This is a genomic window from Peribacillus sp. NPDC097895, from assembly GCF_050277555.1.
GTDB lineage: Bacteria > Bacillota > Bacilli > Bacillales > DSM-1321 > Peribacillus.
The window spans coordinates 2,238,407-2,263,568 of sequence record NZ_JBNNSH010000001.1; the positions used below are offsets into that span (position 1 = coordinate 2,238,407).

At 41.1% G+C, this 25,162-nt stretch carries 21 protein-coding genes; 1 reads left to right on the top strand and 20 read right to left on the bottom strand.

Annotation, left to right across the window (positions count from 1 at the left end):
* Positions 1 to 104 precede the first annotated feature (104 nt).
* From ACQKMH_RS10700 to ACQKMH_RS10735, 8 genes are all read right to left on the bottom strand, one after another.
* Positions 105 to 1,430 (bottom strand): gluconate:H+ symporter, encoded by a 1,326-nt coding sequence (locus tag ACQKMH_RS10700; protein WP_427587357.1) that lies wholly within the window; start codon positions 1,428 to 1,430, stop codon positions 105 to 107.
* A 54-nt stretch (positions 1,431 to 1,484) separates the two neighbouring features.
* A complete protein-coding gene (locus tag ACQKMH_RS10705) occupies positions 1,485 to 2,207 on the bottom strand; it encodes a GntR family transcriptional regulator (RefSeq protein ID WP_427587358.1) in 723 nt (240 codons plus the stop codon).
* A 17-nt stretch (positions 2,208 to 2,224) separates the two neighbouring features.
* Positions 2,225 to 3,238, bottom strand: coding sequence for a sugar kinase (locus ACQKMH_RS10710; protein WP_427587359.1), 1,014 nt, complete (start codon positions 3,236 to 3,238; stop codon positions 2,225 to 2,227).
* Positions 3,231 to 3,986 carry a 2-dehydro-3-deoxy-phosphogluconate aldolase gene (dagF, locus tag ACQKMH_RS10715; protein WP_427587360.1) on the bottom strand — a complete coding sequence of 252 codons (756 nt, stop codon included), beginning with the start codon at positions 3,984 to 3,986 and terminating at the stop codon, positions 3,231 to 3,233. The genes ACQKMH_RS10710 and dagF overlap by 8 nt, the downstream gene beginning before the upstream one ends.
* Positions 3,983 to 5,092 carry a DgaE family pyridoxal phosphate-dependent ammonia lyase gene (locus tag ACQKMH_RS10720; protein WP_427587361.1) on the bottom strand — a complete coding sequence of 370 codons (1,110 nt, stop codon included), beginning with the start codon at positions 5,090 to 5,092 and terminating at the stop codon, positions 3,983 to 3,985. Before ACQKMH_RS10720 ends, dagF begins: the two co-directional genes overlap by 4 nt.
* Positions 5,070 to 6,173, bottom strand: coding sequence for an amidohydrolase/deacetylase family metallohydrolase (locus ACQKMH_RS10725; protein WP_427587363.1), 1,104 nt, complete (start codon positions 6,171 to 6,173; stop codon positions 5,070 to 5,072). The genes ACQKMH_RS10720 and ACQKMH_RS10725 overlap by 23 nt, the downstream gene beginning before the upstream one ends.
* A gap of 406 nt (positions 6,174 to 6,579) precedes the next feature.
* Entirely contained in the window at positions 6,580 to 8,172 is a 1,593-nt protein-coding gene (locus tag ACQKMH_RS10730; RefSeq protein ID WP_427587364.1) for a long-chain-fatty-acid--CoA ligase, read from the bottom strand.
* A gap of 365 nt (positions 8,173 to 8,537) precedes the next feature.
* Positions 8,538 to 8,984, bottom strand: a complete 447-nt coding sequence (locus tag ACQKMH_RS10735; protein ID WP_427587365.1) for a MarR family winged helix-turn-helix transcriptional regulator — start codon at positions 8,982 to 8,984, stop codon at positions 8,538 to 8,540.
* A gap of 122 nt (positions 8,985 to 9,106) precedes the next feature.
* On the opposite strand from ACQKMH_RS10735, the gene ACQKMH_RS10740 reads away from it, so the two are divergent.
* Positions 9,107 to 10,294 (top strand): MFS transporter, encoded by a 1,188-nt coding sequence (locus tag ACQKMH_RS10740; RefSeq protein WP_427587366.1) that lies wholly within the window; start codon positions 9,107 to 9,109, stop codon positions 10,292 to 10,294.
* 399 nt (positions 10,295 to 10,693) lie between these two features.
* On the opposite strand, the gene ACQKMH_RS10745 is transcribed toward ACQKMH_RS10740, so the two are convergent.
* The 12 genes from ACQKMH_RS10745 to ACQKMH_RS10800 form a co-directional block, all read right to left on the bottom strand.
* The gene (locus ACQKMH_RS10745; protein ID WP_427587367.1) at positions 10,694 to 11,737 is read right to left on the bottom strand and encodes an oxidoreductase; all 1,044 of its coding nucleotides are present in this window, start codon (positions 11,735 to 11,737) and stop codon (positions 10,694 to 10,696) included.
* Positions 11,738 to 11,790: 53 nt separating this feature from the next.
* Positions 11,791 to 12,213 (bottom strand): DUF1801 domain-containing protein, encoded by a 423-nt coding sequence (locus tag ACQKMH_RS10750; RefSeq protein ID WP_427587368.1) that lies wholly within the window; start codon positions 12,211 to 12,213, stop codon positions 11,791 to 11,793.
* 486 nt (positions 12,214 to 12,699) lie between these two features.
* Positions 12,700 to 14,175 carry an N-acetylglucosamine-specific PTS transporter subunit IIBC gene (nagE, locus tag ACQKMH_RS10755; RefSeq protein ID WP_427587369.1) on the bottom strand — a complete coding sequence of 492 codons (1,476 nt, stop codon included), beginning with the start codon at positions 14,173 to 14,175 and terminating at the stop codon, positions 12,700 to 12,702.
* Between the two features lie 174 nt (positions 14,176 to 14,349).
* Positions 14,350 to 15,588 carry an exo-beta-N-acetylmuramidase NamZ family protein gene (locus ACQKMH_RS10760; protein ID WP_427587370.1) on the bottom strand — a complete coding sequence of 413 codons (1,239 nt, stop codon included), beginning with the start codon at positions 15,586 to 15,588 and terminating at the stop codon, positions 14,350 to 14,352.
* Positions 15,589 to 15,600: 12 nt separating this feature from the next.
* Entirely contained in the window at positions 15,601 to 17,541 is a 1,941-nt protein-coding gene (locus tag ACQKMH_RS10765; protein ID WP_427587371.1) for a glycoside hydrolase family 3 N-terminal domain-containing protein, read from the bottom strand.
* Positions 17,542 to 17,753: 212 nt separating this feature from the next.
* The gene (locus ACQKMH_RS10770; RefSeq protein ID WP_427587373.1) at positions 17,754 to 18,770 is read right to left on the bottom strand and encodes a MupG family TIM beta-alpha barrel fold protein; all 1,017 of its coding nucleotides are present in this window, start codon (positions 18,768 to 18,770) and stop codon (positions 17,754 to 17,756) included.
* Positions 18,767 to 20,134, bottom strand: coding sequence for a PTS transporter subunit EIIC (locus tag ACQKMH_RS10775; RefSeq protein WP_427587374.1), 1,368 nt, complete (start codon positions 20,132 to 20,134; stop codon positions 18,767 to 18,769). The genes ACQKMH_RS10770 and ACQKMH_RS10775 overlap by 4 nt, the downstream gene beginning before the upstream one ends.
* A gap of 33 nt (positions 20,135 to 20,167) precedes the next feature.
* A complete protein-coding gene (locus ACQKMH_RS10780) occupies positions 20,168 to 21,025 on the bottom strand; it encodes a MurR/RpiR family transcriptional regulator (RefSeq protein WP_427587375.1) in 858 nt (285 codons plus the stop codon).
* Positions 21,026 to 21,036: 11 nt separating this feature from the next.
* Positions 21,037 to 21,945, bottom strand: a complete 909-nt coding sequence (gene murQ / locus ACQKMH_RS10785; RefSeq protein WP_427587576.1) for an N-acetylmuramic acid 6-phosphate etherase — start codon at positions 21,943 to 21,945, stop codon at positions 21,037 to 21,039.
* A 548-nt stretch (positions 21,946 to 22,493) separates the two neighbouring features.
* Positions 22,494 to 23,675 carry an ABC transporter substrate-binding protein gene (locus ACQKMH_RS10790; RefSeq protein ID WP_427587376.1) on the bottom strand — a complete coding sequence of 394 codons (1,182 nt, stop codon included), beginning with the start codon at positions 23,673 to 23,675 and terminating at the stop codon, positions 22,494 to 22,496.
* Positions 23,676 to 23,696: 21 nt separating this feature from the next.
* A complete protein-coding gene (locus ACQKMH_RS10795; RefSeq protein ID WP_427587377.1) occupies positions 23,697 to 24,404 on the bottom strand; it encodes an ABC transporter ATP-binding protein in 708 nt (235 codons plus the stop codon).
* Positions 24,397 to 25,161, bottom strand: a complete 765-nt coding sequence (locus ACQKMH_RS10800; RefSeq protein ID WP_427587378.1) for an ABC transporter ATP-binding protein — start codon at positions 25,159 to 25,161, stop codon at positions 24,397 to 24,399. Before ACQKMH_RS10800 ends, ACQKMH_RS10795 begins: the two co-directional genes overlap by 8 nt.
* Position 25,162: the final 1 nt, after the last annotated feature.

Sequence of the window (25,162 nt, forward strand, 5' to 3'; positions counted from 1 at the left end):
GGAACCATCACTTATATTTTTCAAATTGAAAAGCCCCCGTGAAATGTCACCAATGACATTTCACGGAAGCTTGCTTTGGCAATTGCAATATTTCCTTATACTCACTAAATGAATATGTCCAATATTAAAACAAGGCCGAATGCCACAAAAGAAAGTAAAGTTTCCATGACTGTCCATGTTTTGAATGTTTCTTTAACAGTTAATCCCATATATTCTTTCACTAACCAGAAACCGGCGTCATTAACATGAGAAAACATAAGGGAACCGGCTCCCGTAGCAATAACAAGTAATTCTAAGTTAACACCAGTCATATTGGCAACGACCGGTGAAACGATCCCAGCTGCTGTGGTCAAAGCGACGGTTGCAGAACCAGTGGCAATCCGGATCAATCCGGCCACCAAGAATGCTAGGACGATTGGTGATAATGATATTTCTTCAGACATGGAAGCGATTGCAGTCCCTACACCACTGTCAATTAAAATTTGCTTGAATCCGCCACCAGCACCGATAATAAGGATTATGGAAGCTAATGGCAATAAGCATTCTTCCGTTAACTTTTTAATAAGTGATTTGTCCATACCTTGTCGGTAGCCCAAGAAATAGTAAGCTGCAAAACAAGAAATTAATAAGGCGATCACTGGGCTGCCGATAAATAATAAGAACTTTTCAATGGAACCCGGTAGTGGCAGATAAGGCGCCACTACAGTTAAGACCATTAACAATACAGGCAGAAGGATGATAAAGAACGAAATTCCTGTTCCTGGTAATCCACTTGACTTTGTTTCCACTCTGATTAATTCAGGTTCCCCAACAGGAATGACCCGTTTATGAATCCATTTTGCGAATAAAGGTCCTGCAATTACAGCTGTAGGGAATGCGATGATCAAGGAGTAAAGAAGTACGTGACCCATGTTTGCATTATAGATACCTATTGCTGTCATGGCTCCCGGATGCGGTGGTACCAGCCCATGCACGATCGATAAACCGGCAAGTACTGGTATTCCGATTAATAAGATGTTCACTTTGGTTGACTTACGAATGGAAATGACCAAAGGCAGCAATATGACTAAACCAACTTCAAAAAATACCGGTATACCGATGATGAAACCAGAAAGAAGCATGGCCCATGGCAGATTTTTCACTCCGAATTTATGAATGAAGAAGTCAGCGACCTGCATACCAGCACCTGAGTCGGACATCATCTTCCCTAAAATGGTCCCTAAGGCCAAGATGCCAATAAGGTGACCAAGGACAGCTCCGACACCGGTTTCATAAGCTCCTACAATTTTGTCCATAGGCAGACCGGAAAACACAGCTAAAAATAAACTGGCTACAGTCAAGCTTATGAATGCATGCCATTTCCACCATGATACCCCCAAAATAACAATGACGATTGCTAACAGCGTGATTCCTAATAAATATAGCTCCATATGTTCTTCCCACCTTCAAGAAATCGCTTACAATTGAACCATACAATAAATCGATTATTGTACCGGCTCGTTATATGTCACAATGTAGTTCTGTTTGGCCGTGTTATAATATCCTTCACTATATTCCATGACATTTCCGTCCCCATCACTGGAAATCCGAATCCTTTTTAGTACCGGGCTATTGTTTTCGATTTTCAGTGTTTCGCAAATGTTATCTGAAGCGATAGCAACGGCAAACTCATCTCTGAATGTTTCAAGTTTGACGTTTTGATCTTCCAAAAAGCGGTACAAAGAACTGATTTGGACCTCTTGTATCTCATCATGGTTTAAATCAAGTGAAACATAATGTGTAAAGTAAATATAAGGTTCATTATCCAATAAATATATTCGTTCGATCCGTATGCAATGTTCACCAAATAAAGAATGCAGCTTAGAGTCTGAAGAAAGGTCAACTTGACTTATGTTTAACACTTTCTTTACCATGAAGTGCCCTTCCTCCACCAATAGCTCTGTGAAACGCTTTCCTTTTGAAAGTTTGACAATCGAACCATTAGCTATGACTCTAGTGCCTTTGCCGCTTTTCTTTTCAACATAACCCTCTTGCACGAGTTCTTTTATTGCATTTCGGACAGTGACCTTACTTACATTAAATTCTTCTTCCAATAGAGGCTCAGAGGGAATGTTTGTGTCGATGGCATAAACCCCATGTAAAATACGATCCTTCAATATTTCTTTTATCTGTAAATACATCGGTCCATTTTTTCTGTTCACATTCATTCCTGATCTCCTGCCTTTTATCTCTTAATATCTTCCATTTTACCTTCCATTGCCGAGAGTATCTCCTTTTCGGTTGCCAAAGGAGTATCCCCAACGACAGTACACGCCAGCATTCCTGATACAGCCGCAAAGCGAACTGTCTTTTCAGGGGAATATTCCAGCAATTCGCCATGTAAAATTCCGCTGGTATAAGCATCGCCTGAACCTATTCTATCATATACGGAAAATGATAGGATATCGGAAAAGTAAAATGTTTCTTCCTTGTGCATGTATCCCCTCAATGTATGGGTATTATCATTGTTGATCGAACGATGTGTCCCTGCTATCGATTGAATATTGAATTTTTTGGCCACTTCAGGAATTAACTCATTAAGCTGCTCTTCTCTTGTGGAGCCTTTTGACTTCATTCCTAAAATATATAAAGCGTCTTTTTCATTCATCATGACGATATCAGCCAAGTAAAGCATTTCTTCATAATGAGACTTTGCGTCAGCGTAACCTCCCTCCCATAAGGAAGGGCGGTAATTGCAATCGAAACAGACCGTACCGCCTTTTTCTTTGACTTTTCTAGCCAGAACCTTCATACTTTCTCGAACGTTTTCTGACATCGCAAGCGTGATTCCACAAAAATGGATGATATCCGTTTTTTCCGCAATCATATCCATGTCATAATCGGATAAGGACGCTGTATTAAAACTGCTTTCCAGTCGATTTGAATATGTGACACGGCTCGCCCGTTGTCCGAAACCATTTTCCAAAAAGTACATCCCCAAGTATTTTCCGCCTCTATAGAAGAAGTCGCGTCCAATCCCTAAGCGCTGCAAAGAAGAAACCGCCGAATCCCCAAGCGGGTTATCTGGTAGTTTTGTCACAAGATACCCATCATGCCCAAGCTTTGTCATCGCAGAAGCAACGTTTACCCCCGTGCCTGAAAAGGAGTATTGTAATGTGTTAGCCTGTGTTAGCATTTCATAACCTGGTACCTGCAAACGCATCATTACTTCTCCGAATGCTACAATTCTTTTAGGCATGTTTTTCAACCAATTTTTTGGTTATGGCTAATAATTTTCGTACATCCTCCCCATTCGTTTTTCCAGTTTCGTTATCGATGATGGAAGAATAGACATGGGGAATGATTTTTGGCACTTTTGCTTCTAAAGCTATTTCCAGAATGGTTTCGAAATTTTCTAAATCGATTCCGCCAGTTGGTTCTAAAGCAAATCCCTCTTCGCCACAAGCTTTTGCCACTGCACGATATTCATCTTCATGCTTCAGCCCTTTCATCGGGAAGTATTTCAGAGCATTTCCACCCATATCACGAACCAATGCTATGGCGGATTTAATAGGGACAATGGCAGTTTCACTTGCACCTGCACTTACTGGACCAGTGGAAATATTCACATAACCAACTTTACCCGTTGGAGAAACTAGTGAATTTATCCAACTATCCTTCTCACCTAAATTGGCCCTTGTAGCACCTACACTTGGGAAAACCTGATTAATATGACTGCCAGGGTAGTATTTTGCAATTTCTGCGACAACTGCTGCCTGTCTATTATCACCAGCGCCCAAACCAATTGAAACTGCTTCATCAATGGCTTCCCCGTACTCTTTCATTGCTGTAACGCCAGCTTCTACAGTTGGATAATCCTTAGAAAGCACACCCACCAATACATGACCTTCCGCTGCTTTAAAGACTTCCACTGCATTTTCCACACTATTAGCTAGTACATTAAGGGCTACACGATCATTCAAAAACCGTTTGTTTATGTTAGTCATCCTTGATTTCCTCCTAAAATGGTTCTTAACTGAGCTTCAATTACGTTGATATCATCACCTTGCAATGGACGTGGATCTATATCGAAAAACCCTTGCCGTATACCATAATCACGCGTATAAATGGCAATATCGCCATTTCTAAGCTGCTCGTTCACTTCTTTCGCCGTTGTTTCCGCAATTGAAGGATCGATGGAAATACGTGCTCTATATATGGCACGACCCGCTTCATCTTGTACAATCGTTACTTTTACGCCATCGATTGAATCGAGGGATGTGAGCACTTGTAAACTTGCTTTTTCTTTCTCGCTATTATCCGTTTTGACAAAATACTCATCCAAAGCCTGAAGCAGCCCAAAGGTAGTTTCTTTACCAACCTTCATGCTCCTGCCGATACAATGCAATTGAACCTTTAGCCATTCAATATATTTTTTTCTGCCAGCAACGATACCTGATGTTGGTCCTTCAATGGCCTTTGACCCACTATAAATCGCTAGATCGGAAAATTGTACATATTTCGCCAAGTCTTCCTCCGCTGCTGCATCAACAATCAGAGGGATATTATTTGTTTTGGCCACTTCCCATGCTTCTTCGACCGATATCATATTTTTTTGAACGGCATGATGTGATTTTACGAATAAAATGGCGGAAGTATTTTCATTAATGGCATCCGCAATATGCTCTGCTTTTCCTTCGTTTGCATACCCAACTTCAACCAACTTTCCGCCACCAAGGTAAATCATGGTTTCAACCGGTGCACCATACTGGACGTTATGGCCTTTCAACATGATGATTTCATTTTTTTGAATAGGATCTTGATGAAGTCTTTCGCTTTTCCTTCTGTTCCCTTCAGTCACGATCGCTGCTACGGATAGGGCGATTCCACTGGATGCAGAGTTTACGACAACCGCTGCTTCGGATTGAAGTAAATTTGCTATATGCTGACCAGATTTATCGACCAAATCAGAGACTTCAACATAATTTTGTCCGCCTTTTTTCATCGCGTCCATCACCGTGTCAGTTGGAGCAGAAACTCCCAATATGCTCATTCTTCCGCTTGCATTGATGACTCTTTTCAAGCCGTATTTAGCATTCAATGAACTCTCCATTTATAACCACTCCTTTTACGACAACTCTTTTATCTGCCATTCTTTTTTCGCCTTCGGAATCCAGTAAAAGGGTCGACTCATCTTCGATTGAGAATAGTGTCAGGTTCGCAATATCCCCAACTGCAATCCTTCCAAGCTCTGGCTTATGCAACCAAGCTGCGGCATTAACCGTAACTGCATCGATTACCTCTTTTAATGGATATCCGAGATACAAAAATTTAGTAAGCACACTGGCCATGCTAAAAACTGGCCCATTCACTCGGTTTCTCCGATATATATCCGTACTGATGGTATTGAAGCGGATCCCCTTCTTCTTCGCCGTTTCAGCAGTCGGAAAAGAAAAGCTTGCTGTCCCATGACCGACATCCAAATGTACACCTCGTTCAATCGCTTTACTGAACTCAGGTAAGGGCTCTCCATTCTCATCAAATAAATTATTGGCTTTACCATTTAAGTAATGTGTAATAATGTCTTGTTTTTCAAGTAAATCAAGGACCTCCCTAATATCAGGTGGCCCTGAACCGATATGAACCATTAGTGGTAAACCAGTATCAGCCGAGAACTTCCTAGCGATTTTTAATGGCTCGACACCATTTGGACCAACCACACTTTTACTTATTCTCGCTTTTAGTCCAACGATAAAATCACCGTGCTCGGAAATAGCCTTTCTTAATTCCGCTTCGTCCAGCCATGAAATATCCGATAACTCATCAATCCTTTTCAATCCAATCCGCGAAATATTCAGAAAGGCGAAAACGTTCGTTTTTGAATTTTCACAACTGCTAACAAGATCGGATATCCTGTCCGCCCCGGTACTTCCTGCATCAATGATCGTTGTTACACCTGTTTTATATCCAATTTCATCAACATCATCACCATAAGGATCAAATTCTGGGAAAGCATGTACATGCATATCAATCCAGCCGCTGGAAACAACAACTTTGTCCTCATAATCTATTATTTCATCTCCAGTTGCAGTTCCGGGCAGAGCGATTTCTTTAATCGTCCCATTTTCCAATATGATATCCGCTGCATTTCCCTCTAACATCCTTACATTTTTCAGAACTAACCTACCTGTCATTTTCCTCATCCTTTTCGGTAAATCCTATCGATTGTAAGTAGCTTTGTATACGTTTCCAATGAATTGTGAGGATTCATTTCATTCTCTTTACAGAAATAGATTATCATATATCCTCAAATTAATCAATATAACGTTATAATGTTTAATCTAAATTTACGAACTTCGTTAATAAAAAATATCAATTCAAATGAAATGAATTCCTTCCCTTCTAGTGTGTTCTCATTCTTCGCCTTTTAATCAAATAAGGGTGCTAACTAATATGTCCCGGAATACAAAGTACCCATGAATATAGAAAAACTCTCATTATACAAGTCTATTAGACACACAAAAACAAAACCAAGAATGCTGAAGCCTGAGCATTCTTGGTTTTGTTTTTGCAATATAGTGTCTGTTTTTACATTAGCCTTTAATTTACCTTTTTCGATCCTTTCCAATGGATTTCCCTTAATCGATATTTTTGCAGCTTTCCTGTTGCCGTTTTCGGTAAAGATTCTACAAATTCAACCATTGTCGGTGCTTTAAAGTGAGCCATTTGCGATCGGCAAAAGGTAATGATCTCATTTTCTGTCACATCCGCTTTCGGGTGCAGTACAATGATTGCCTTAGGCGTTTCACCCCATTTATCGTCTGGGATGGCAATAACCGCCGCCTCCAATACATCAGGATGTTTATACAATACCCCTTCCACTTCAGTCGAAGAAATATTTTCTCCTCCGGAAATGATTAAATCCTTAGCCCTATCCTGTATTTCAATATATCCATCAGGATGGGTCACTGCCAGATCCCCTGTGTAAAACCAGCCATCCCTAATGGCTTCTGCCGTCCTTTCCGGATCCTTATAATACCCTTCCATGACAACATTTCCGCGAGTGATGATTTCCCCTAATTCCTTCCCATCCCAAGCGACCTCTTTCCCGCCTTGATTGACCACCATCGTTTCCCCATTAAAAACCAATTCAATACCTTGTCTGGCCTTTATTATGGCTTGTTCTTCCGCTGATTTTGCTTCAAATTCATCGTTCCACTCGTTATATAGGATAAACGGGGAAGTTTCCGTTAATCCATAGACATGTATCATATTCAAACCAAGGATTTCTTGGGCTTTATGAATAAGCGCTGCTGCTGGAGGAGCTCCTGCCGTTGCCATCCGTGGCCGTACCTTGATATCAGTATCTTTTGCTTTAGGATCATTCACTAGCATATTGACGACAGTGGGTGCTCCACATAACAATGTAATATTATGCTGTTCAAATAAATGGAGGATATGAGGGGGATCAACTTTTCTTAAACATACATGAGTCCCGCCAGCAGCCGTGATCGCCCATACACCGCCCCACCCATTGGCATGAAACATTGGTAGGGTATGGAGGTACACATCATCATGCTTTAATCCAAGGTGATAAATGAAATTGGCAGCATTCATGTAATTACCGCGATGTGTCAACATTACCCCTTTTGGTTTTGATGTCGTTCCGCTCGTATAATTAATAGTCAAAAGCTGATTTTCATCGATTTCACCCTCTGGCAGTCCAGCTCCATCATTTGTATGCAGGATGAAATTCTCATAGTCTATTCCAGGTAAAGTGTTTTCATGCCCTTCAACAGGCACGATAATGATTTTTTCCAATGATAATTCAGTCAAGATTTTCTCGATTGGAGCCGTGAATTCCTCATCGACTATTAGTATTTTTGAATCGCTATGCTTAATGATATATTCCAAATCCTCAGCAGAAAGCCGGTAATTCAATGGCACCATAATCGCACCGATCTGACAAATGCCATAAAAACATTCCAGCATATAATGAGTATTTGGCAGCATTACTGCAATATGGTCGCCTTTTTCAATTCCTGAAGAAAGTAATGCTTTGGAAAGTTGATCGACCCGTTTCCCGAATTCTCTGTATGTAAACTCTTTCTCTTCATCGATGACAGCCACTTTATGAGGATAATATTTTACGGCCCTGCGCTTCCAATCCATGGGGGTTAATGGTGAAAACATTTTACCCAACTCCTTCTATTATTATCTTCATTGCTTATATTTATTAAAATGAAGCGCAATCCTCTGCCTGGTTCGTTTATCAGGAGAGTCACCGAGAAAGAACCCTTAGATGACTAAGACCGTTTCACCTGACCTTTAGACCACCGGTGAATGGAAAAAATCGAAAACAGAATTAAATCGAGGGGGATGGTTAAAAACAAAAAGTTAGTGAAAACGCTTAGAGTTAATCGACTATTCCGACAATTCACCCCCTAAAAGCAGTGAGATTAGAGAAGAATTCACTGCTTTATTAAAAAAAGACCTGATGAGATGAACGATGGTGCTTTTTCTTTCTATTATAATGGAACCATTGCCCTTTAGTAAGACTATATTTTATTCTCTAAACATGACGACACATGTTCGGTTAGTTTCCCCACGATTTGTTTAAGGCGGACGGTTTCCTCTTCATTTAAGACGCTATAAAAGTCACGAAAGATTTTGGCGAAGCACCTATTGATGGAATGATAGGTTTCTCGTCCACTTTCGGTGGATTGGATGTAAACGACCCGGCGATCATCCTCACTATGTACCCTTTCAATCAAATTCTTCCGTTCGAGCCGGTCAATTAGTGCAGTTCCAGCAGCAGGTTTGATCTTCAAATGATTCGAAACATTTTTGGCAGCTATGGATTCGTCCAAGACTATTAATTGCAGTGCGCGAAACTGTACAGAAGTCAAATCGTATTTAACCAATAACGGTTCCACCAATTCCTGTGAGAGTCTACTTAGCTCTTTGATCTCAATATGTAAATTATACAATTCACTTGAATTCATGTTTGACAATCCTTTCTTATTGACAACTATCTATCTAAAACTATAACATAATTAACGTATCAAAAAATTAACCATGCGAATTAAATTGGTTATTGATTTCCAAAGAGAAAGAGAGGCTGTCCATGTCAGCAGAACAACGAAAAAAGATCATAATCCTCATGATCAATATGTTTATAGCAATAGGAAGTTTCGGTATCATCATTCCCATTTTACCTGCATACCTTGCCTCCATTAATCAAGGCGGAACAGCCGCCGGCCTAATGATCGCCATTTTCGCAGGTGCTCAACTTATCTTTTCGCCAATTGCGGGGAAATGGACTGACGAATTTGGGCGCAGAAAAATGATTATTTATGGATTGGTCGGTTTGACTTTATCCATGTTTATTTTTTATGCAGTCAATTCCATTTGGTTATTGTATGCTTCTCGTATAATCGGTGGAATTGGAGCTGCTTTGCTTATTCCAGCAATATTTGCTTATGTTGCAGATATCACCACATTTGATCAGCGGGCTAAAGGGAATAGTTTAGTATCTGCCGCCATGTCACTTGGAATTGTAATCGGTCCAGGGATTGGTGGATTTTTAGCTGATTTTGGCTTAAAGTTTCCATTTTTGATTTCTGCGCTTGTATCATTATCAGCAGTGGTCTTTTCTATTTTTGTTTTAAAAGAAAGCGAAACGCCACAAGTTGCCCAAACTACGGAAGCTAAGAATGAATCGATGGTTCGCAAGATTGCCTTATCTGTAAAAATGCCTTATTTCATCCCACTAATCATTACACTTGTAATGAGCTTTGGATTAATGGCATATGAGTCAGTAGTTGGTCTTTATCTTGATAATCAATTCAATTCAAGTCCTAAGGACATCGCCGTCATGGTTACAGCTACCGGAATCGTCAGCGTAATCGTTCAACTGTTTGTCGTTGACCGGATTGTACGCCGTTTCGGGGAAATTAATGTGTTGAATATCTTTATCAGTGTTGCAGCCATCGGTTTCCTCCTATCACTTTTTGCTTCAAGTTACTTGATTTTCTTTTTAATTTCACTAATCATCTTCCTTTCCACGTCCATCTTACGTCCAGTTCTGAACACGCTGATTTCGAAGATGGCAGGTAATGAGCAGGGCTTTGCCATGGGTATGAATAATGCATATATGAGCATCGGAAATGTGCTTGGACCCACTCTTGCCGGAATGATGTATGATGTCCATATTACCTATCCGTTCATGTTAGGCCTTTTCCTCTTAATCATTACATTAATGATCACCATGGCTTGGCAAAAACGATCTCTTCATTCGAAGGCATTATCCTAGAGCTGAAGAAAGCAATATCCGTTTAACCCCATAAAGAAAAACCCCGGATAGCGCTCACTATTCGGGGTTTTTTTTATGATGTTTATTTTCCTATTTTAATCACGAGTAAAACGTTCGAATACCAGAGTATTTGCTCAAAATTCACGAGTAAACGTTACAAATACACAAATACGCTTCCAACTCTCGAATACTTGCTCCAAACTCTTCTGTTCAAAATCATACGAAACGCTCGAATTCAAGAGTAAATGCTCCGATTGTCTCTTTGGTAGCTTTTTCCCTAATACACCGGAATTCGTGCAATTGACCACAATAAAAAGAGGCCTTTTTCCTCTAATTGAGAAAAGGCCGCCTTTTATACAGTCCTTCTCATTCCATATGGTTATAAGGGGAAAATGAATTTCATTTAATATAAACGGCTTTCTTCCCTTTACTACTTTCAAAAGCTGCATCAATGATTCTAATGACGGAATGGCCCTCCTGAGCAGTGACCGGAGCTTTTTTCCCATTCAAAATACTCTCAGCAACTTCCTGGTAATACGTTAAATAAGAACCATGTTGAGTTTGAATGGTTTCATGTGTCTCATTTTCTCCTTCAATCGTAACTAAGTGACCATAAAATTCAGGATCATCTGCACCCCAAGAGTCATCCAACGGTTTTTCCCCTTCACTTAGAGCTGCCTCTTGGCCATCAAGACCATACTTGATAAATGATCCTTTACTTCCATGCACCTGAAAGCGCGGTCCATTAACCGGAACGATTGAGCCTGAATGCAATATTACTCTTAGCTTTTCATATGCTAAAATCACATGGAAATAATCATCCGTTTCGGCATTCTCTTTTTGGGAAAATACATCTGCCCATACGAATTGCGGCAACCCAAACAAATTCAAGGCTTGATCGATGAGATGTGACCCTAAATCATATAACATACCTGATCCCGGGCCTGGCTTTTCTCTCCATCTATCCCTGACCACCGGCCTGAATCGATCATAATGTACTTGGTATGTATTGATTTCCCCAAGCACACCATCATTGATAAGTTTTTTTACCGTCAAAAAGTCATTATCCCATCTCCGGTTATGATAGACACTTAATAGGAGTTTCTTTTCCTCGGCAAGCTTAATGAGCTCTTCTGCCTCCCAGGCCTCCACTACCATAGGTTTCTCCAAGACGACATGTTTACCCGCTAACAAGCTTTGTTTGGCCATTTCAAAATGCAACCCGCTTGGTGTCGTAATAACCACCAAATCAATGGATCCGTCTTCAAGAATTTCATCCAAGCTCCCTACCACTTCCACGTCCTTCAAATCTTTTTGGACTTTTTCCTGTTTGGAACTGACTACTTTCGCTATTTGAAATTGCCCTAATATACTAAGTAAAGGCGCATGAAATGTAGCTCCTGACAATCCGTATCCCACTATACCCACTTTAATTTTTCTCATTTTCGTTCCCACTCACTTTCTTGTTCAATCTAAAAAACATGCACTTACCTTTATTACACTTCAGGATATTTTCCTCTCAGAAACTTTACAGACTGATTAATTAATTCTTCCAAAACATTGATGTTAATATCTGCCACTTTATTGATGTACACACAGGCTTTTCCGGAAGTGTGTTTTCCAAAAGCCTGCAATAATTCTCCCCTTTTTATGTCACCCGGAGCAAAATATAAACTTATTTTTGCTTTTCGAGGTGAAAAGCCAACTAGTGGAGCATCGCCTTCGTGACCAGATTCATATTTATAATGGTAGGTACCGAATCCTATGATACTCGGTCCCCACATCTTTGCTTCAAACCCTGTCGTTTTTGTGAATATATCCAATAATTCATATGCATCTTCACGCTTTTTAAGATTATCGATTCTCTCAATGAACTCAATGACACTGCTGTCCGTTTTTTTGGTTTTTTGTTGATACATGATCGGAACCACTCCTCCCACACTAAAAAGTAGTACAATTAAAAGGTTATCCTATGCTCTAAACTTAGAGGTTGACATTTATGTATACAGCTACAGCTTAAACAAATCTTGAGGATCATTTCTGTTGATGGGTTTACAGGAAATCTCAGCCATTTACAATAGACAATATGGAAATCCTGACTTTCAAATGAAAGACTGAAGAGATTCATTGATAAACTTTACCTAATGCCCTAATTATATTATAGAACATCGATTCGTTTTATTCTAATTTCAGAGCAGTGTATATATAGATAAATCTTCAATATTATATATGTCCCTAATATGACACCTCTATATTTGTAGTTCTTGATTTCTCATAAAAACCACTACGATCAGATAGGATACAGAGGCACAATACTGATCGTAGAGTATCCACCTATTTACATTCATAAACCAGTAGTTTCATATAAGTAGAATTGGAAGGCACAATTTAATTGATCCCAAACCTTATTGTCTTCGGATCTTTTCAATTTCATCAGCTATGAATTGTACCTGCGTCCCTACAATGACTTGAATGCTTTGAGGACCAACGATATTAATTCCTGCAACCCCTGTCGAGTTGATTTTATTCTGATCGACAGCCCCCATATTCTCCACTTCAACCCTTAAACGGGTAACGCAGTTATCAACAGATATTACGTTATCGTCTCCGCCTAATCCCTCATAAATCGCAGAAGCCATAGCAAAGAATTTACTCTCATTAGACTCGACTTCACTGCTGGCCGCTTGTACATGCTCCCCTCCACCTTCAAGCTCATCATCTGGGTCATCAGCTCTACCTGGAGTCATTAAATTGAACTTGGCGATCAAGAAGCGGAATAAGAAATAGTAGATGACAGCAAAAACCAGGCCTTGAAGCAGTAGCATATATGGTTCATTTGCCAAGGGCAATCTTGAACTCAAAACAAAGTCAATAAATCCAGCACTAAAACCAAACCCTGCTGTCCAATGGAAAGTTGCAGCAATAGCTAACGAAATTCCGGTCAATAAGGCGTGCACCACAAAAAGGGCAGGTGCAACAAACATGAAGGCAAATTCCAATGGTTCAGTAACGCCTGTAAAAAAGGAAGCGAATCCCGCTGCGAGCATTAATGAAGCCACTTGTTTTTTCTTCTTGGTTTTTGCCGAATGGTACATGGCAAGAGCCGCAGCAGGCAAACCGAACATCATGACAGGAAAGAATCCCGCTTGATACATGCCTGTGGTTCCTTTTATTCCCTTTCCTGCCCAGAAATTGCCGATATCATTAAGTCCTATTACATCAAACCAGAACACGGAGTTTAACGCATGATGTAAACCCGTTGGAATCAACAGCCGATTGAAGAACCCATAGAGTCCCGCTCCCGCCGCACCTAATTCACTTATACCTTCACCAAATATAACTAACCAGGAGTAGATAAGCGGCCAAACGAAGAATAATATAAGGGAAACCAGCAACATAGCAACGGCAGTAAGTATGGGGACAAGCCGTTTACCACTAAAGAAAGCGAATGCATCCGGCAGCTCGACCTTACTAAACCGATTATACATAGAAGCTGCGATAAGTCCAGAGAGAATTCCGACAAATTGATTTCCTATTTCCTCAAACGCTGGATTAACATCTTTAACATCGACTCCCTGCAGCATAGCTACTGATTCTGTAGAAAGCAATGTCGTTACGACTAGATACGCTACTAACCCGCTCAATGCGGCTGATCCGTCTTTACCTTTCGACATTCCCAATGCTACCCCTACTGCAAACAGGATAGACATATTGTCAATGATGGAAGAACCAGCTTTGATTAAGAAAGCCGCTAACGGACTTCCCGCTCCCCATCCTGCTGGGTCTATCCAATAGCCGATCCCCATCAAGATGGCTGCTGCCGGCAATACGGCTACTGGAAGCATCAAAGAACGACCAATTTTTTGAAGATATTTTTTCATCCCGCTTTCCTCCTGACCATTACAGATTTAGGGTAAACCCCATATTCTATTAGACAACGCTTCCTTCCGTTTTAGAACTTCAATTCATATTTTAATTTACATATAACCATTACTCCTCCTTCAAGTGATCCCAAAAAAAAGAAAAGTCCAAATCGACTTTTCCTTTTTCACCTTTTATTTATAGAGCAAGTAATGTTTGCGAACCTTTTTAAAAGCATTCTGCTTTACTTGAAATTCTTTCATGATTTCATTTACGGATGAACCATCTTCAATTCTTGACCTTACCCAGCCATTTCCAATCAATAGACTGAAATTGTTTGCTTTGAGGAATTCAAAATCACCTGGATATAAATCATGAATGGTCTTGATGATATGAAGTCCAGTAGGTACGGCCTTGAATTCCTCTCTATCCGTTACATAAATCTCCACTCCATGGCTTAGTGTACCTGCATGCTTTGAGAACATAGGTGTAAAAGAGGCTGCCCTGAATTTTACGCCAGGTAACCGTAATGCATTTAATTTAGCGGCAAGTTCATCGCTGTTTATATACGGCGCACCAATCAATTCGAATGGTTTTGTCGTGCCTCTGCCTTCCGAGACATTCGTCCCCTCAATTAATCCTGTAGCGGGATATACGAATGTAGTGGAAACTGTCGGCATGTTCGGTGATGGCATGACAAACGGGAGCCCCGTATCGTCATAATCCATATCTCTTTTCCAGCCTTTCATCTGGATGACCTTTAGATCTGCTCCAATATTAAATTCCTTATTGAACAACGTTGCGAGTTCCCCAACTGTCATCCCATGCTTAAGCGGTATTGGGTACAAGCCAACAAACGATGAGAATTCAGGTTCAAGGACAGGTCCATCCACCGACTCCCCGCCTTGTGGGTTCGGACGGTCGAGCACGATAAAGGGAATATCATTTTCTTTTGCTGCTTCCATTGCATAAGCCATCGTGTAAATATACGTGTAATAGCGTGTTCCGACATCCTGGATATCAAAGACAAGGACCTCAACATCTTTTAACATTTCAGGCGTCGGTTTTTTCGTTTTACCATATAAGCTATAAACGGGTAACCCTGTTTTTTTATCTATATAATATTCCACACTTGCACCAGCTTGCGCATCTCCACGCACTCCATGTTCTGGACCAAATAACGCCGTCAACTGAATATCCGGATCGTCATGAAGTAGATCGACGATACTGGTTAATTTAGAATCGATGCCAGTTGGATTCGTAATCAATCCGACTTTTTTTCCTCTTAACACGTTCTTTTCTTCTTTTAAAAGGACTTCAATTCCAGTACGGACTTTTTGTTTTTTCTTCTCTTTGACAGCCGTTACACTTTTTGAGGAAACGATGCCGAAAGAAAGCAGACAAATGGTAAATAAGATCATGATTCTTTTCAATTTGTTTCCCCCTTATTTTTTAATGGGCTTTCCTGATTTTACATCTAATCCATATCCAAATTTATAAAGACTTTCAGATGGTTTAGTCACTGATGGTATATCGACGGGCAAAGTGCCTTTAGGTCTTGATTCTCCAAAAATCGTCGAGATGCCTGCAGGAATATTGGGCTGTCGATAACGCCCATTAGAATAACCTTTATATCCATATACAGCAAGCACCGCTTTCGCTTCCTCGAAGTTTGCAACGTCATAAGGGTTTCTTAAACTCATTAAAACAAATTCTTTATCTTTCTTCTTAGCATGATTCATGACCGCTCTTGGAAAGGCTGTTGCCCACTTTGAAGGATCTTGAATGCTATCATCGATCACACCATCCTTGATAGCCGGATCGTTTTTGACAATATAGGAACCAGTTATGACAAAGTCTGCTTCATCAATAAGTCTTGCCACTTGATCTGTAAATGATTTTTCCGAGAAACTCATACCCGATACTTGCACTTTCTTTATTTTCTTTTTCTCAGCTAATTCGCTGATGCTCCTTTTCATCGATTCAACTTGGTCATCAAAAGGAGCAAGAACTAAAACTTTATCATTTTTCTTAGGTTTGAACGGCAATGTTCTGCCTTCATTTTTCAATAGAGTGATGGCATTCTCCGCGATTTCCCTTTCTTTTTTCAAATGATCTTTATTTCCGACCAATTGAAGCGCGGTTTTGATTTTTTTATCGATTGGAGTTTTATCAGGGCTTAAAATCCCTCTTTTCTTTTTTAATTCCAGTATCCTCGTTACGGATTGATTCACTTGATCTAGAGGAATCTCCCCGCTTTCCACTGCTGCTTTCACCGCATTGAATACAGAGGTGATATTTTTTTCCATTTGAAGCGAATTTACTTGTGCAGGCATCAAGGCAATATCGACTCCCGATTTCAGGGCAAGGACCACGGCTTCTTCCTGTCCGAAGTTGTCTGCAATGGCTTGCATATTCAGAGCATCTGTAACGACAACGCCGCCAAAACCCATTTCTTCACGTAATAGACCTGTGATGACCTTATGTGACAACGTTGCAGGAACCATAATTTCTTGTCCATCTTTTTTACTGATATAGGTAGTGTCATCGAATGCAGGAAATTGAACATGTGCAGTCATCATCATATCCACTCCAGCATCGATGGCTCTTTGAAAAGGAACCAACTCTATGGAACGCAACCGCTCTTTATCATGAGAAACAAGGGGGAGACCATAATGACTATCGACCGCTGTATCTCCATGGCCAGGGAAGTGCTTGGTCGTTGCTATCATATTCTGATTTTGCAATCCTTTTATTGTCTGAATGCCAAGTTTTGATACAAGTTCTGGATCAGAGCTGAAGGATCGAACGCCAATAACTGGATTTCCAGGGTTATTATTGACATCGACAGACGGACCAAAATTCACATTTATGCCGAGTGACGATAGTTCCCGTCCAATGATTTCTCCAGTTTTATAGGCGTAACTCTCTTTTCTGGCTGCACCAAGTGCCATATTTCCAGGGAGGTTCGTTCCAGTTTGAAGGCGAGTTACGATTCCTCCTTCCTGATCAATCGTTATGAACAGCGGAAGGTCTGGGCTTGCCATCTGTAAACCATCGGTTAGCCGTACCGTTTGTTCGGTATCGATTACATTCTCAGCAAACAGGATTACACCGCCTAGATGATATTTTTTAATGATGCTTGCTACTTCAGCGTTCATTTCAATAAACCCCGTGGCCTTCCCTTCTCCTTCTTTCTTCCAATTACGAAAATCCGGCATGAGCATTTGACCGACTTTTTCATCCACCGTCATGTTTTCTACGATCTCCTGAATATCCATTGCTGGTTGTTCATTCTCTAAACCCTTTGCTGTCGCATTCCCTCCAAGAAAGAATATAACCAAGAATACTGCGATCCCAGCAGAGGCCCATTTTTTCTTTATCATTAGGGTTCCTCCTTTATACTTTTTTAGTTCTTGTATCAACACTTCCATGCCCACTACGATGAAAGAGTTAAAAAAGAAAGGAAAGTACCTGTATGGATCCTCTAAAGAAAACAGGTGGAATCCACGATCATTTCAGCCGCCTTTCTTTAACAAGCCTTCATGTCAAAATGGGAAATACCCCCGCTTACCCCAGAATCATTGATCGTTGGAACTCACTGGCCGTCACTTTTCAGAACTATGGATTGACCAGGTTTTAGAAGCGCCAGCAGAGGGAGATCTTCTTCTATAACTTGCCCTATCACATTAACTCGATGATCTTCCCTCATATCTTTCCTGCAAATTTGAATCTCTCCCCGATACCGTCCGTATGCATGATTGTCCATCGTTATGGATCCATGGCTGCGTGCAACTGTATTACTCGGTTCAATTTTCACTGTAACCCGGGTATTTTGCAGCCGGTATACATCTTGAGAAACATCTGGCCTCAATTTGTACTGACCACTTTGCAAAATTCTGGATTTCATTCTAACAGATAGAATATTTTGATTTTTATAGGCCGATAGATTCTCAAGTAAATCATTCTCCGTTCCTTGATCTCCAACGAAAACGCCTTCGACATAGTGAAACAGCTCAACACCGGCAGCGTAAGGATTCATCAGCCTGTGTTTTTCAAGCGTCGGGAGCCCGTCATGCAAAGGTCCTCGTTTATTCCCTGCACCCGGGATAAACGCAAAAATCGGTATCCCGTATTTCTTGAACATCCGATTTTGTTCATGGAAGAAATCTTCCTCAAGGCCCGTTTCACGCCTTGGATAAAAGTTATGCCAAGCTATTAATTTTTCCGGTTCCACTCCGCTTTGAAGCACGGCTAGAAGTTCATCTTCAGTCAACGTACTTGCGTTTAGTGAAAGGGAAAACATCTTTGATAAAGATGTAACCGTTTCTTGGTCAAACCCATCATCTAGCCTAATTCCTTTAACTCCTAATGGCGATAAATCTGTTAATTTACAGATTCCCAAATGATCGAGCGTGTTTGATGAGACATCTGCATGAATTTCCATTCCAAAAGATTCCGAGAGCTTTAAAAGTTCAATCATTCTCTGTACGAGATCACCCGTCTCTTCAGGAATATGAAGCGAGGTAAACGCTCGCTTCACTCCTAAGTTAGCAGCATGTAAGATTTGGGATTCTGCATGTGGATCCTGTAGATAAAAAGAGATTCCGATCACTTGAATTCAACCGCCATTTCATCTTTAAATCCAAACAAATAGGTAAAAATAAATCCTGCTACGTAGGAAAGGAACAACCCAGCCAAAAACAGGCCGATTTGGTTAGCATGCACTAAAAAGGTAAGCGGCAATCCAGATACACCGATGGCCGACGTTGCAATTCCGAAATGAGCTTGGAATGCTCCCCCTACTCCTGCGCCTAAACAGGCGGTTAAAAAAGGCCTGCCAAGTGGAAGCGTCACTCCAAATATAAGAGGCTCGCCGATACCAAGCATCCCTGACGGAAGTCCGCCGCCGATTGCTCTTTTTAAACTCGCTTTCTTTGTTTTCATATAGATGGCAAATGCTGCGCCTACTTGGCCCGCACCTCCCATGGCCAAAATGGGAAGAAGGGGATCATCTCCAATCGAATTGATCAATTCTAGATGAACAGGCGTCAAACCTTGATGTAACCCAGTGATGACAAGAGGAAGGAAGGCGGCACCAAGCACGAATCCAGCTACAACACCGCCGAAATCCAATACATTCAATAACCCTGTCGTAATGGCATCCGATAAAAATCCGCCTACCGGCATAAACACAATGTACGTAACAATCCCAGTAATGAGCAAAGCGAAGGTTGGCGTCAAAATGATATCCAGTGATTGTGGAATGAATTTCCTGACCTGTTTTTCCACCAAAGCTATAAATATCGCGGCAAAGAGAACTCCGATTAACCCTCCGCGGCCAGGGAGTAAATTTTCACCGAACAATGAAATGTCGCCGACAGCCGGATTGATGACCAAGATACCCGCCAGTGCCCCAAGCGCGGGCGAACCACCATACTCCTTTGCCGCATTCGTCCCTACCAAAATTCCCAAGTAGGCAAACAACCCAGACCCGATAACGGTTAAAATGATAGCTAATTGCGATTCTGCTGCAAGCCAGCCCGCTTGAACGATCGCTTTTGTAATTCCGGTTATCAAACCTGATGCTACTAATGCGGGAATTAGAGGAATGAATATACTTGCAATCCTGCGTAAGAATAGTTTAAAAGGTTTTGCGTTTTTCCTATTTATCTCTGATTTGTTCTTCGAGGCCATTTCTTTTAAGTTCAAGCCATCAGAAAACGCTAAAAGCTTTTCAAATTCTGCATGAACCTTATTGACCACGCCTGGTCCTAATACGATTTGTATCGTTTCCTCTTCAATGACGCCAAGAACGCCTTCCGTATTTTTTAAATCTTCCATGTTTATTTTTGAACGATCGATTGGCAATACCCTGAGTCTGGTCATGCAATGTGCTGCTGATGCTACATTTGATGCCCCGCCCAATTTCCCCAATAACGCTTCTGCTAAACTGGCGTACTTCTCTCCCTTGCCCATTCAAAAGCCCCCTTTTTCAATATTTCGAAATGTTCATTTATAACGATCTGTCATCGATTTAATTGCAGCTTTTGTGTTATCAATATATTGGACAGTTTCTTCATATTGCTCTGAAGCCATCCCCAAAAACAAAATATCAATCATATATAACTGTGCCAATCGTGAGGATGTTGCAGCACTTCGAAACGGTGCTTCATTCGAAAAGGATGTATATAGAGTCGCATCACACAACGAAGATACCGTTGTTTGACCAAAATGAGTCAGTCCGATCGTTTTGACCCCACGTTCTTTTGCTAGCTTCAGGATATTGACAACTTCAGGTGTTTCACCGGAAAATGAAATGGCAAAAACGATGTCATTTTCATCAGCATTGGCAATCAAGGTTGCAACTAAATGCATATCTGTAAAAGCCGTTGCCCCTCTATTGATTCGAAGCAATTTTTGCTGGGCGTCTGCAGCAACTATATGAGAGGCACCCACTCCACAAAAGTGGACGGTTTTAGCGTTCAGCATCAGCGTAATCGCATGTTTGAGATTGTTATGATCGATGATTTCAGATGTGTCGCGAATGGTCTGAATCGAATTACTCGTCGTTTTTTCTACAATCCGATACAGTGATTCCAAAGGCTCGATATCCCGATAGCCCTGTTCAACAGTCTTCATCAAGTCCCCAGCTATCCGTATTTTTAAATCTTGAAATCCTTTAACTCCGAGCGATTTACATAACCTAATAACGGCAGCCCCGCTTGTTTTAGCAGAGGTACTCAATTCCTGTACAGTGCTATTCACCACTTCATGAGGATTTTGAAGAATATATTCTGCTAGTTTTTGTTCCGATTGCGGGAGCTTGCTCAACATCGTCTGTATGATGGATAATCCTCCTGTAGCCATTGGACCTCTCCTTAATCTTCACAGATCGAGATGGCTTTTCTGACATCTCCATCCGCTTTTTCTAGTAACTCCCTTGCTTTAACATAATCTGTTGACGTTTTTATCATGACGATTGCTGGTTTAACTTGATTATTTGCTTTTTCAAGCATTTTAGTGGCAAGATCATAATCAGCATCCGTTACAGTTTCGATAATGCTTATGGCACGATCCTTCAGTTTTTGATTGCTTACCTTTACATCAACCATCAGATTTTCATACACTTTTCCCACTCGGATCATAGTAGCCGTTGAAATCATATTGAGGACCATTTTCTGAGCGGTTGCCGCTTTCATCCTTGTGGACCCTGTTAAAACTTCTGGTCCGACCACCACTTCAATCCCTATATCGGCTTCTTCTGTGATGCTCGCATTTTCATTGCACGATAAAGCCACCGCTTTTGCCCCCACATTTCTTGCATAACGTAAAGCCCCTCTCACATATGGGGTACGGCCGCTTGCAGCAATGCCAATAACCGTATCATTCGCTGTAAGATCCACGGCCATTAAATCACATTCCCCAAACTCTTCTTTATCCTCCGCTCCCTCAATGGCCCGAACAAACGCCATTTCCCCTCCTGCGATTATTCCCAGCACCATTTCAGGTGGTACGCTGAAAGTCGGCGGACATTCCACGGCATCAAGAACACCGAGTCTTCCGCTCGTTCCTGCACCAATGTATATGAGTCTCCCTCCTTTCTTTACCGATTCACAAGCCCATTCAACTACTGTACTGATTTCTGGCAAAACCTTCTGGACGGCTACTGCAACTTTTAGGTCTTCCTTATTGATTGCTGAAATGATTTCCAACGTATTCATGCGATCGAGGTTCATCGTCCCTTCATTTCTCAATTCAGTCGTTAATGAACGCAGATGTTCTTCCATAGACAAATAAGTCCTCCTATTATTCTTTTCTTAAATATAATTTCATTTTTCGATAGATAAATTTGAAATTATATTTCATATTATATTCAATGATAACGCTTTCATTACTTTGGGACAAGATTTTTTGTAATAATTGTAAGATATAGATCATTTATTCCTTTAAAAACCCAAGCGCATCCGTATCTCTTTAGAATTCAATAAAAAGCCTTAAATGGATCTCCCTACCTTTATCAAGTTGCCGCCGTTCCATTTCTTTACCTAATAGGCGATGGCAATCACGATATCAAACAACATTCTCTTTTGCATGTAACATGGCAGCCATCTAGCTAAATTCACTCCATGCTTGAAATAATGGAGCGAATTGCCATTATCTACTCTATCATCGGAACTTTCTATTTTTGGCACCACCTATTTTTTCCAAAAAAAGCGTGTACATTGCCCCTCCAAATTGAGGGGACAACGTACACGCACAAGAAATATACCAATATGCTAATCTAGGAAGCTGCTTCTTATCTACCTTGATGGATAAGTCCCATCCCTTTTTTCCCTTAGCGAACGGGCACCACTTTTCCATCTTCAACCGCTCCCACGATAATGGTCGATGCGAATCCGCCATTTTCATCAATGGAAGGAATATCGTATATTTTTTGATCTGGCCCGATATTTGTAAGCCCATCCTGCATGTGTTCACGAATAGCCTTAGCATCATCAACACTTCCTGCAGATTTCATCGCTTCTACAAACGCATACATGGCAATATAATTCAAACCGACTTCGGAGCTCGGATCTTCCTTATATTTTTTTTGATATTTCTCAACGAAGGCTGGCACTGCTTCTTCATCTGAATCCATCAGTGGCAGAACACCTATTGAACCTTCCAATGTTTCATATGATCCTGCAATCGGCTTCATTTGATCTAGCTTTGCCTGATCCATAATAATGAAACCACCTTTAAACCCTAGCTCCCGAGCTTGCTTCGCCACTTTTGCCGTAGGTTCCGAAGCACCCCCGATAAACAGCACATCAGGATCTTTTTTCAAAGCATTGGTAACAATCGTAAAGAAATCGGTTTCTTTGGCGAAATCAATGGATGAATTATAAACGACCTTACCCCCTTGCTTTTCCCAATGTGGAAGAACCGCTTCCGTCCAGTCTTTACCATATTGAGAAGCGGTCGGCAATGCTGCAATTTTCTTGCCGAAATGCTTCATTGCATATGTTGTAAAAGGTTCGATATATCCTTCGTAATTCGGTGGAATTCGAACGGTCAATGAATTTCCGCTTTCGGTCACTGACGGTTCACTCGTATATGCGCCAATGATGAATTTCTCTTGTTCATTAAAGACCTGCAGTGCCAGTACACCCCCGCTATGCGGTGTAAAAATGATCGGCGTATCATATTCCTGAATTAATCTTTTAGCATTCGCCCCTGTTTCATTTGGTAAGTATTTATCATCTAATGATACTAAATTCAGCGTGTATTTCTTACCCTTTACATCAAATCCGCCTGCATCATTAATTTCATTGACGGCCATTTCGACACCGTTCAAAGTCCGTTTCCCATATAGAGCTGCTGCCCCACTTAATGGACCACTAAAACCAATATTCACGACATTATCACTTTTCCCTTTACTGCCACTGCTGGACGCGGGACTCTCTCCTTTATTGCAACCAGCCAAAACAATCATAATTAACACCAGAAAGACCAATGATACTTTCAGTTTTTTCATATATATCCCCCATTCTTTTTTTCATGCTCCAATATATGCTTTCTTTACTTCATCATTGGCTAATAATTGACCTGCTGTCCCTTGAACGACAATTTCCCCATTTTCATAGACATATCCTTTATCTGCAATTCTAAGTGCCGCATTCGCATTTTGTTCAGCAAGCAGGATCGTGATTCCCTCACGGTTTATTTCTTCAATGACTTGAAACATCTGTTCGACAATTAGGGGCGCGAGTCCAACCGAAGGCTCATCAAGCATCAACAATTTCGGTTTGGACATCAACGCCCTTCCTATTGCCAGCATTTGCTGTTGGCCGCCGCTCAGGCTTCCGGCTTCATTCTGGTGCTTTTCTTTTAAAATAGGAAATAAATGATAGACGTATTCCAACAAACCCCTGATTTCCGCCTTGTTCTTTCGATGAATATAGGCACCCATCCTCAGGTTTTCCTGGACAGTCATTTGTGGAAATAGTTTACGGCCTTCGGCACACTGTACTATTCCTTCCCTTACATTCTTGTCCGGGGCCCTGCCTCCTATGGGAATGCCTTGAAAATGAATTTCTCCCTGTGACAGCTTACTGATTCCGCTGATTGAACGAAAAGTCGTACTTTTCCCTGCCCCATTAGCTCCTAACAATACAACGATTTCCCCTTTGGCAACCTCGATATTCACATGTTTAATGGCAGTAAAACTCCCATAAGCCACTGCAACATCCGTTAACTTAAGCACTCGCACTACCTCCCAAATAGGCTTTAATCACCGCTTCATTTCCGCGGATTTCCTTAGGTGTGCCCTCGGCAATTTTTTCCCCGTAATTAAGGACCATGATGTGATCTGCCAAATTCATGATCATATGCATTTTGTGCTCGATTAAACATACTGTCAGTCCCGAATGATTTAATTTTTTAATCAGTTCCGTCAGACCTTCCGTTTCATCCGGATTGATTCCGGCAGCAGGTTCATCAAGAAAGATAATTTCCGGTTCCGTTGCAAGGGCTAGGGCAATGGCTGTCCGTTTCTTTTCCTCCTGAGAGATGCTAGATACCATTCTGTCGGCCGATTTCGTCAATCCAACAATATCAAGTACTTCCATTGCCTTATCCCGGCATGCTGCTTCTTCTCGTTTTAAACGTTTCGTTCTTAGGATGGCATCCATCAAATTGGATTTTGTTCGAAGTCTATGCCCGACAATGACATTATCCAACACGGTCGATTGATCAAACAGGCTTGTCGTTTGAAAGGTCCTTGAAATCCCAAGGCCCGCTATTTCATTGGCACGGAGCTTGGTGATGTCAATCCCTTTAAATAGCACCGTCCCTGAACTTGGTCGATGAAAGCCACTGATCAAGTTGAAAAATGTGGATTTCCCTGCACCATTCGGTCCGATGATTGCATTGATTCTTCCTTTTTCAATCATAAAATCCACATTATTGACCGCCGCTAATCCACCAAACCGTTTTGTCAAATTCTTCGTTTCAATCAGCAAG

Coding starts and splice junctions, on each gene's coding strand:
- ACQKMH_RS10740 (WP_427587366.1), top strand. CDS start 9,107: ATGTCAGCAGAACAACGAAAAAAGATCATAATCCTCATGATCAATATG.
- ACQKMH_RS10790 (WP_427587376.1), bottom strand. CDS start 23,675: ATGAAAAAACTGAAAGTATCATTGGTCTTTCTGGTGTTAATTATGATT.
- ACQKMH_RS10700 (WP_427587357.1), bottom strand. CDS start 1,430: ATGGAGCTATATTTATTAGGAATCACGCTGTTAGCAATCGTCATTGTT.
- ACQKMH_RS10775 (WP_427587374.1), bottom strand. CDS start 20,134: ATGGGCAAGGGAGAGAAGTACGCCAGTTTAGCAGAAGCGTTATTGGGG.
- ACQKMH_RS10725 (WP_427587363.1), bottom strand. CDS start 6,173: ATGACAGGTAGGTTAGTTCTGAAAAATGTAAGGATGTTAGAGGGAAAT.
- ACQKMH_RS10750 (WP_427587368.1), bottom strand. CDS start 12,213: ATGTATCAACAAAAAACCAAAAAAACGGACAGCAGTGTCATTGAGTTC.
- ACQKMH_RS10705 (WP_427587358.1), bottom strand. CDS start 2,207: ATGAATGTGAACAGAAAAAATGGACCGATGTATTTACAGATAAAAGAA.
- ACQKMH_RS10720 (WP_427587361.1), bottom strand. CDS start 5,092: ATGGAGAGTTCATTGAATGCTAAATACGGCTTGAAAAGAGTCATCAAT.
- ACQKMH_RS10745 (WP_427587367.1), bottom strand. CDS start 11,737: ATGAGAAAAATTAAAGTGGGTATAGTGGGATACGGATTGTCAGGAGCT.
- ACQKMH_RS10780 (WP_427587375.1), bottom strand. CDS start 21,025: ATGGCTACAGGAGGATTATCCATCATACAGACGATGTTGAGCAAGCTC.
- nagE (WP_427587369.1), bottom strand. CDS start 14,175: ATGAAAAAATATCTTCAAAAAATTGGTCGTTCTTTGATGCTTCCAGTA.
- ACQKMH_RS10765 (WP_427587371.1), bottom strand. CDS start 17,541: ATGATAAAGAAAAAATGGGCCTCTGCTGGGATCGCAGTATTCTTGGTT.
- murQ (WP_427587576.1), bottom strand. CDS start 21,945: ATGGAAGAACATCTGCGTTCATTAACGACTGAATTGAGAAATGAAGGG.
- ACQKMH_RS10730 (WP_427587364.1), bottom strand. CDS start 8,172: ATGTTTTCACCATTAACCCCCATGGATTGGAAGCGCAGGGCCGTAAAA.
- ACQKMH_RS10710 (WP_427587359.1), bottom strand. CDS start 3,238: ATGCCTAAAAGAATTGTAGCATTCGGAGAAGTAATGATGCGTTTGCAG.
- ACQKMH_RS10735 (WP_427587365.1), bottom strand. CDS start 8,984: ATGAATTCAAGTGAATTGTATAATTTACATATTGAGATCAAAGAGCTA.
- dagF (WP_427587360.1), bottom strand. CDS start 3,986: ATGACTAACATAAACAAACGGTTTTTGAATGATCGTGTAGCCCTTAAT.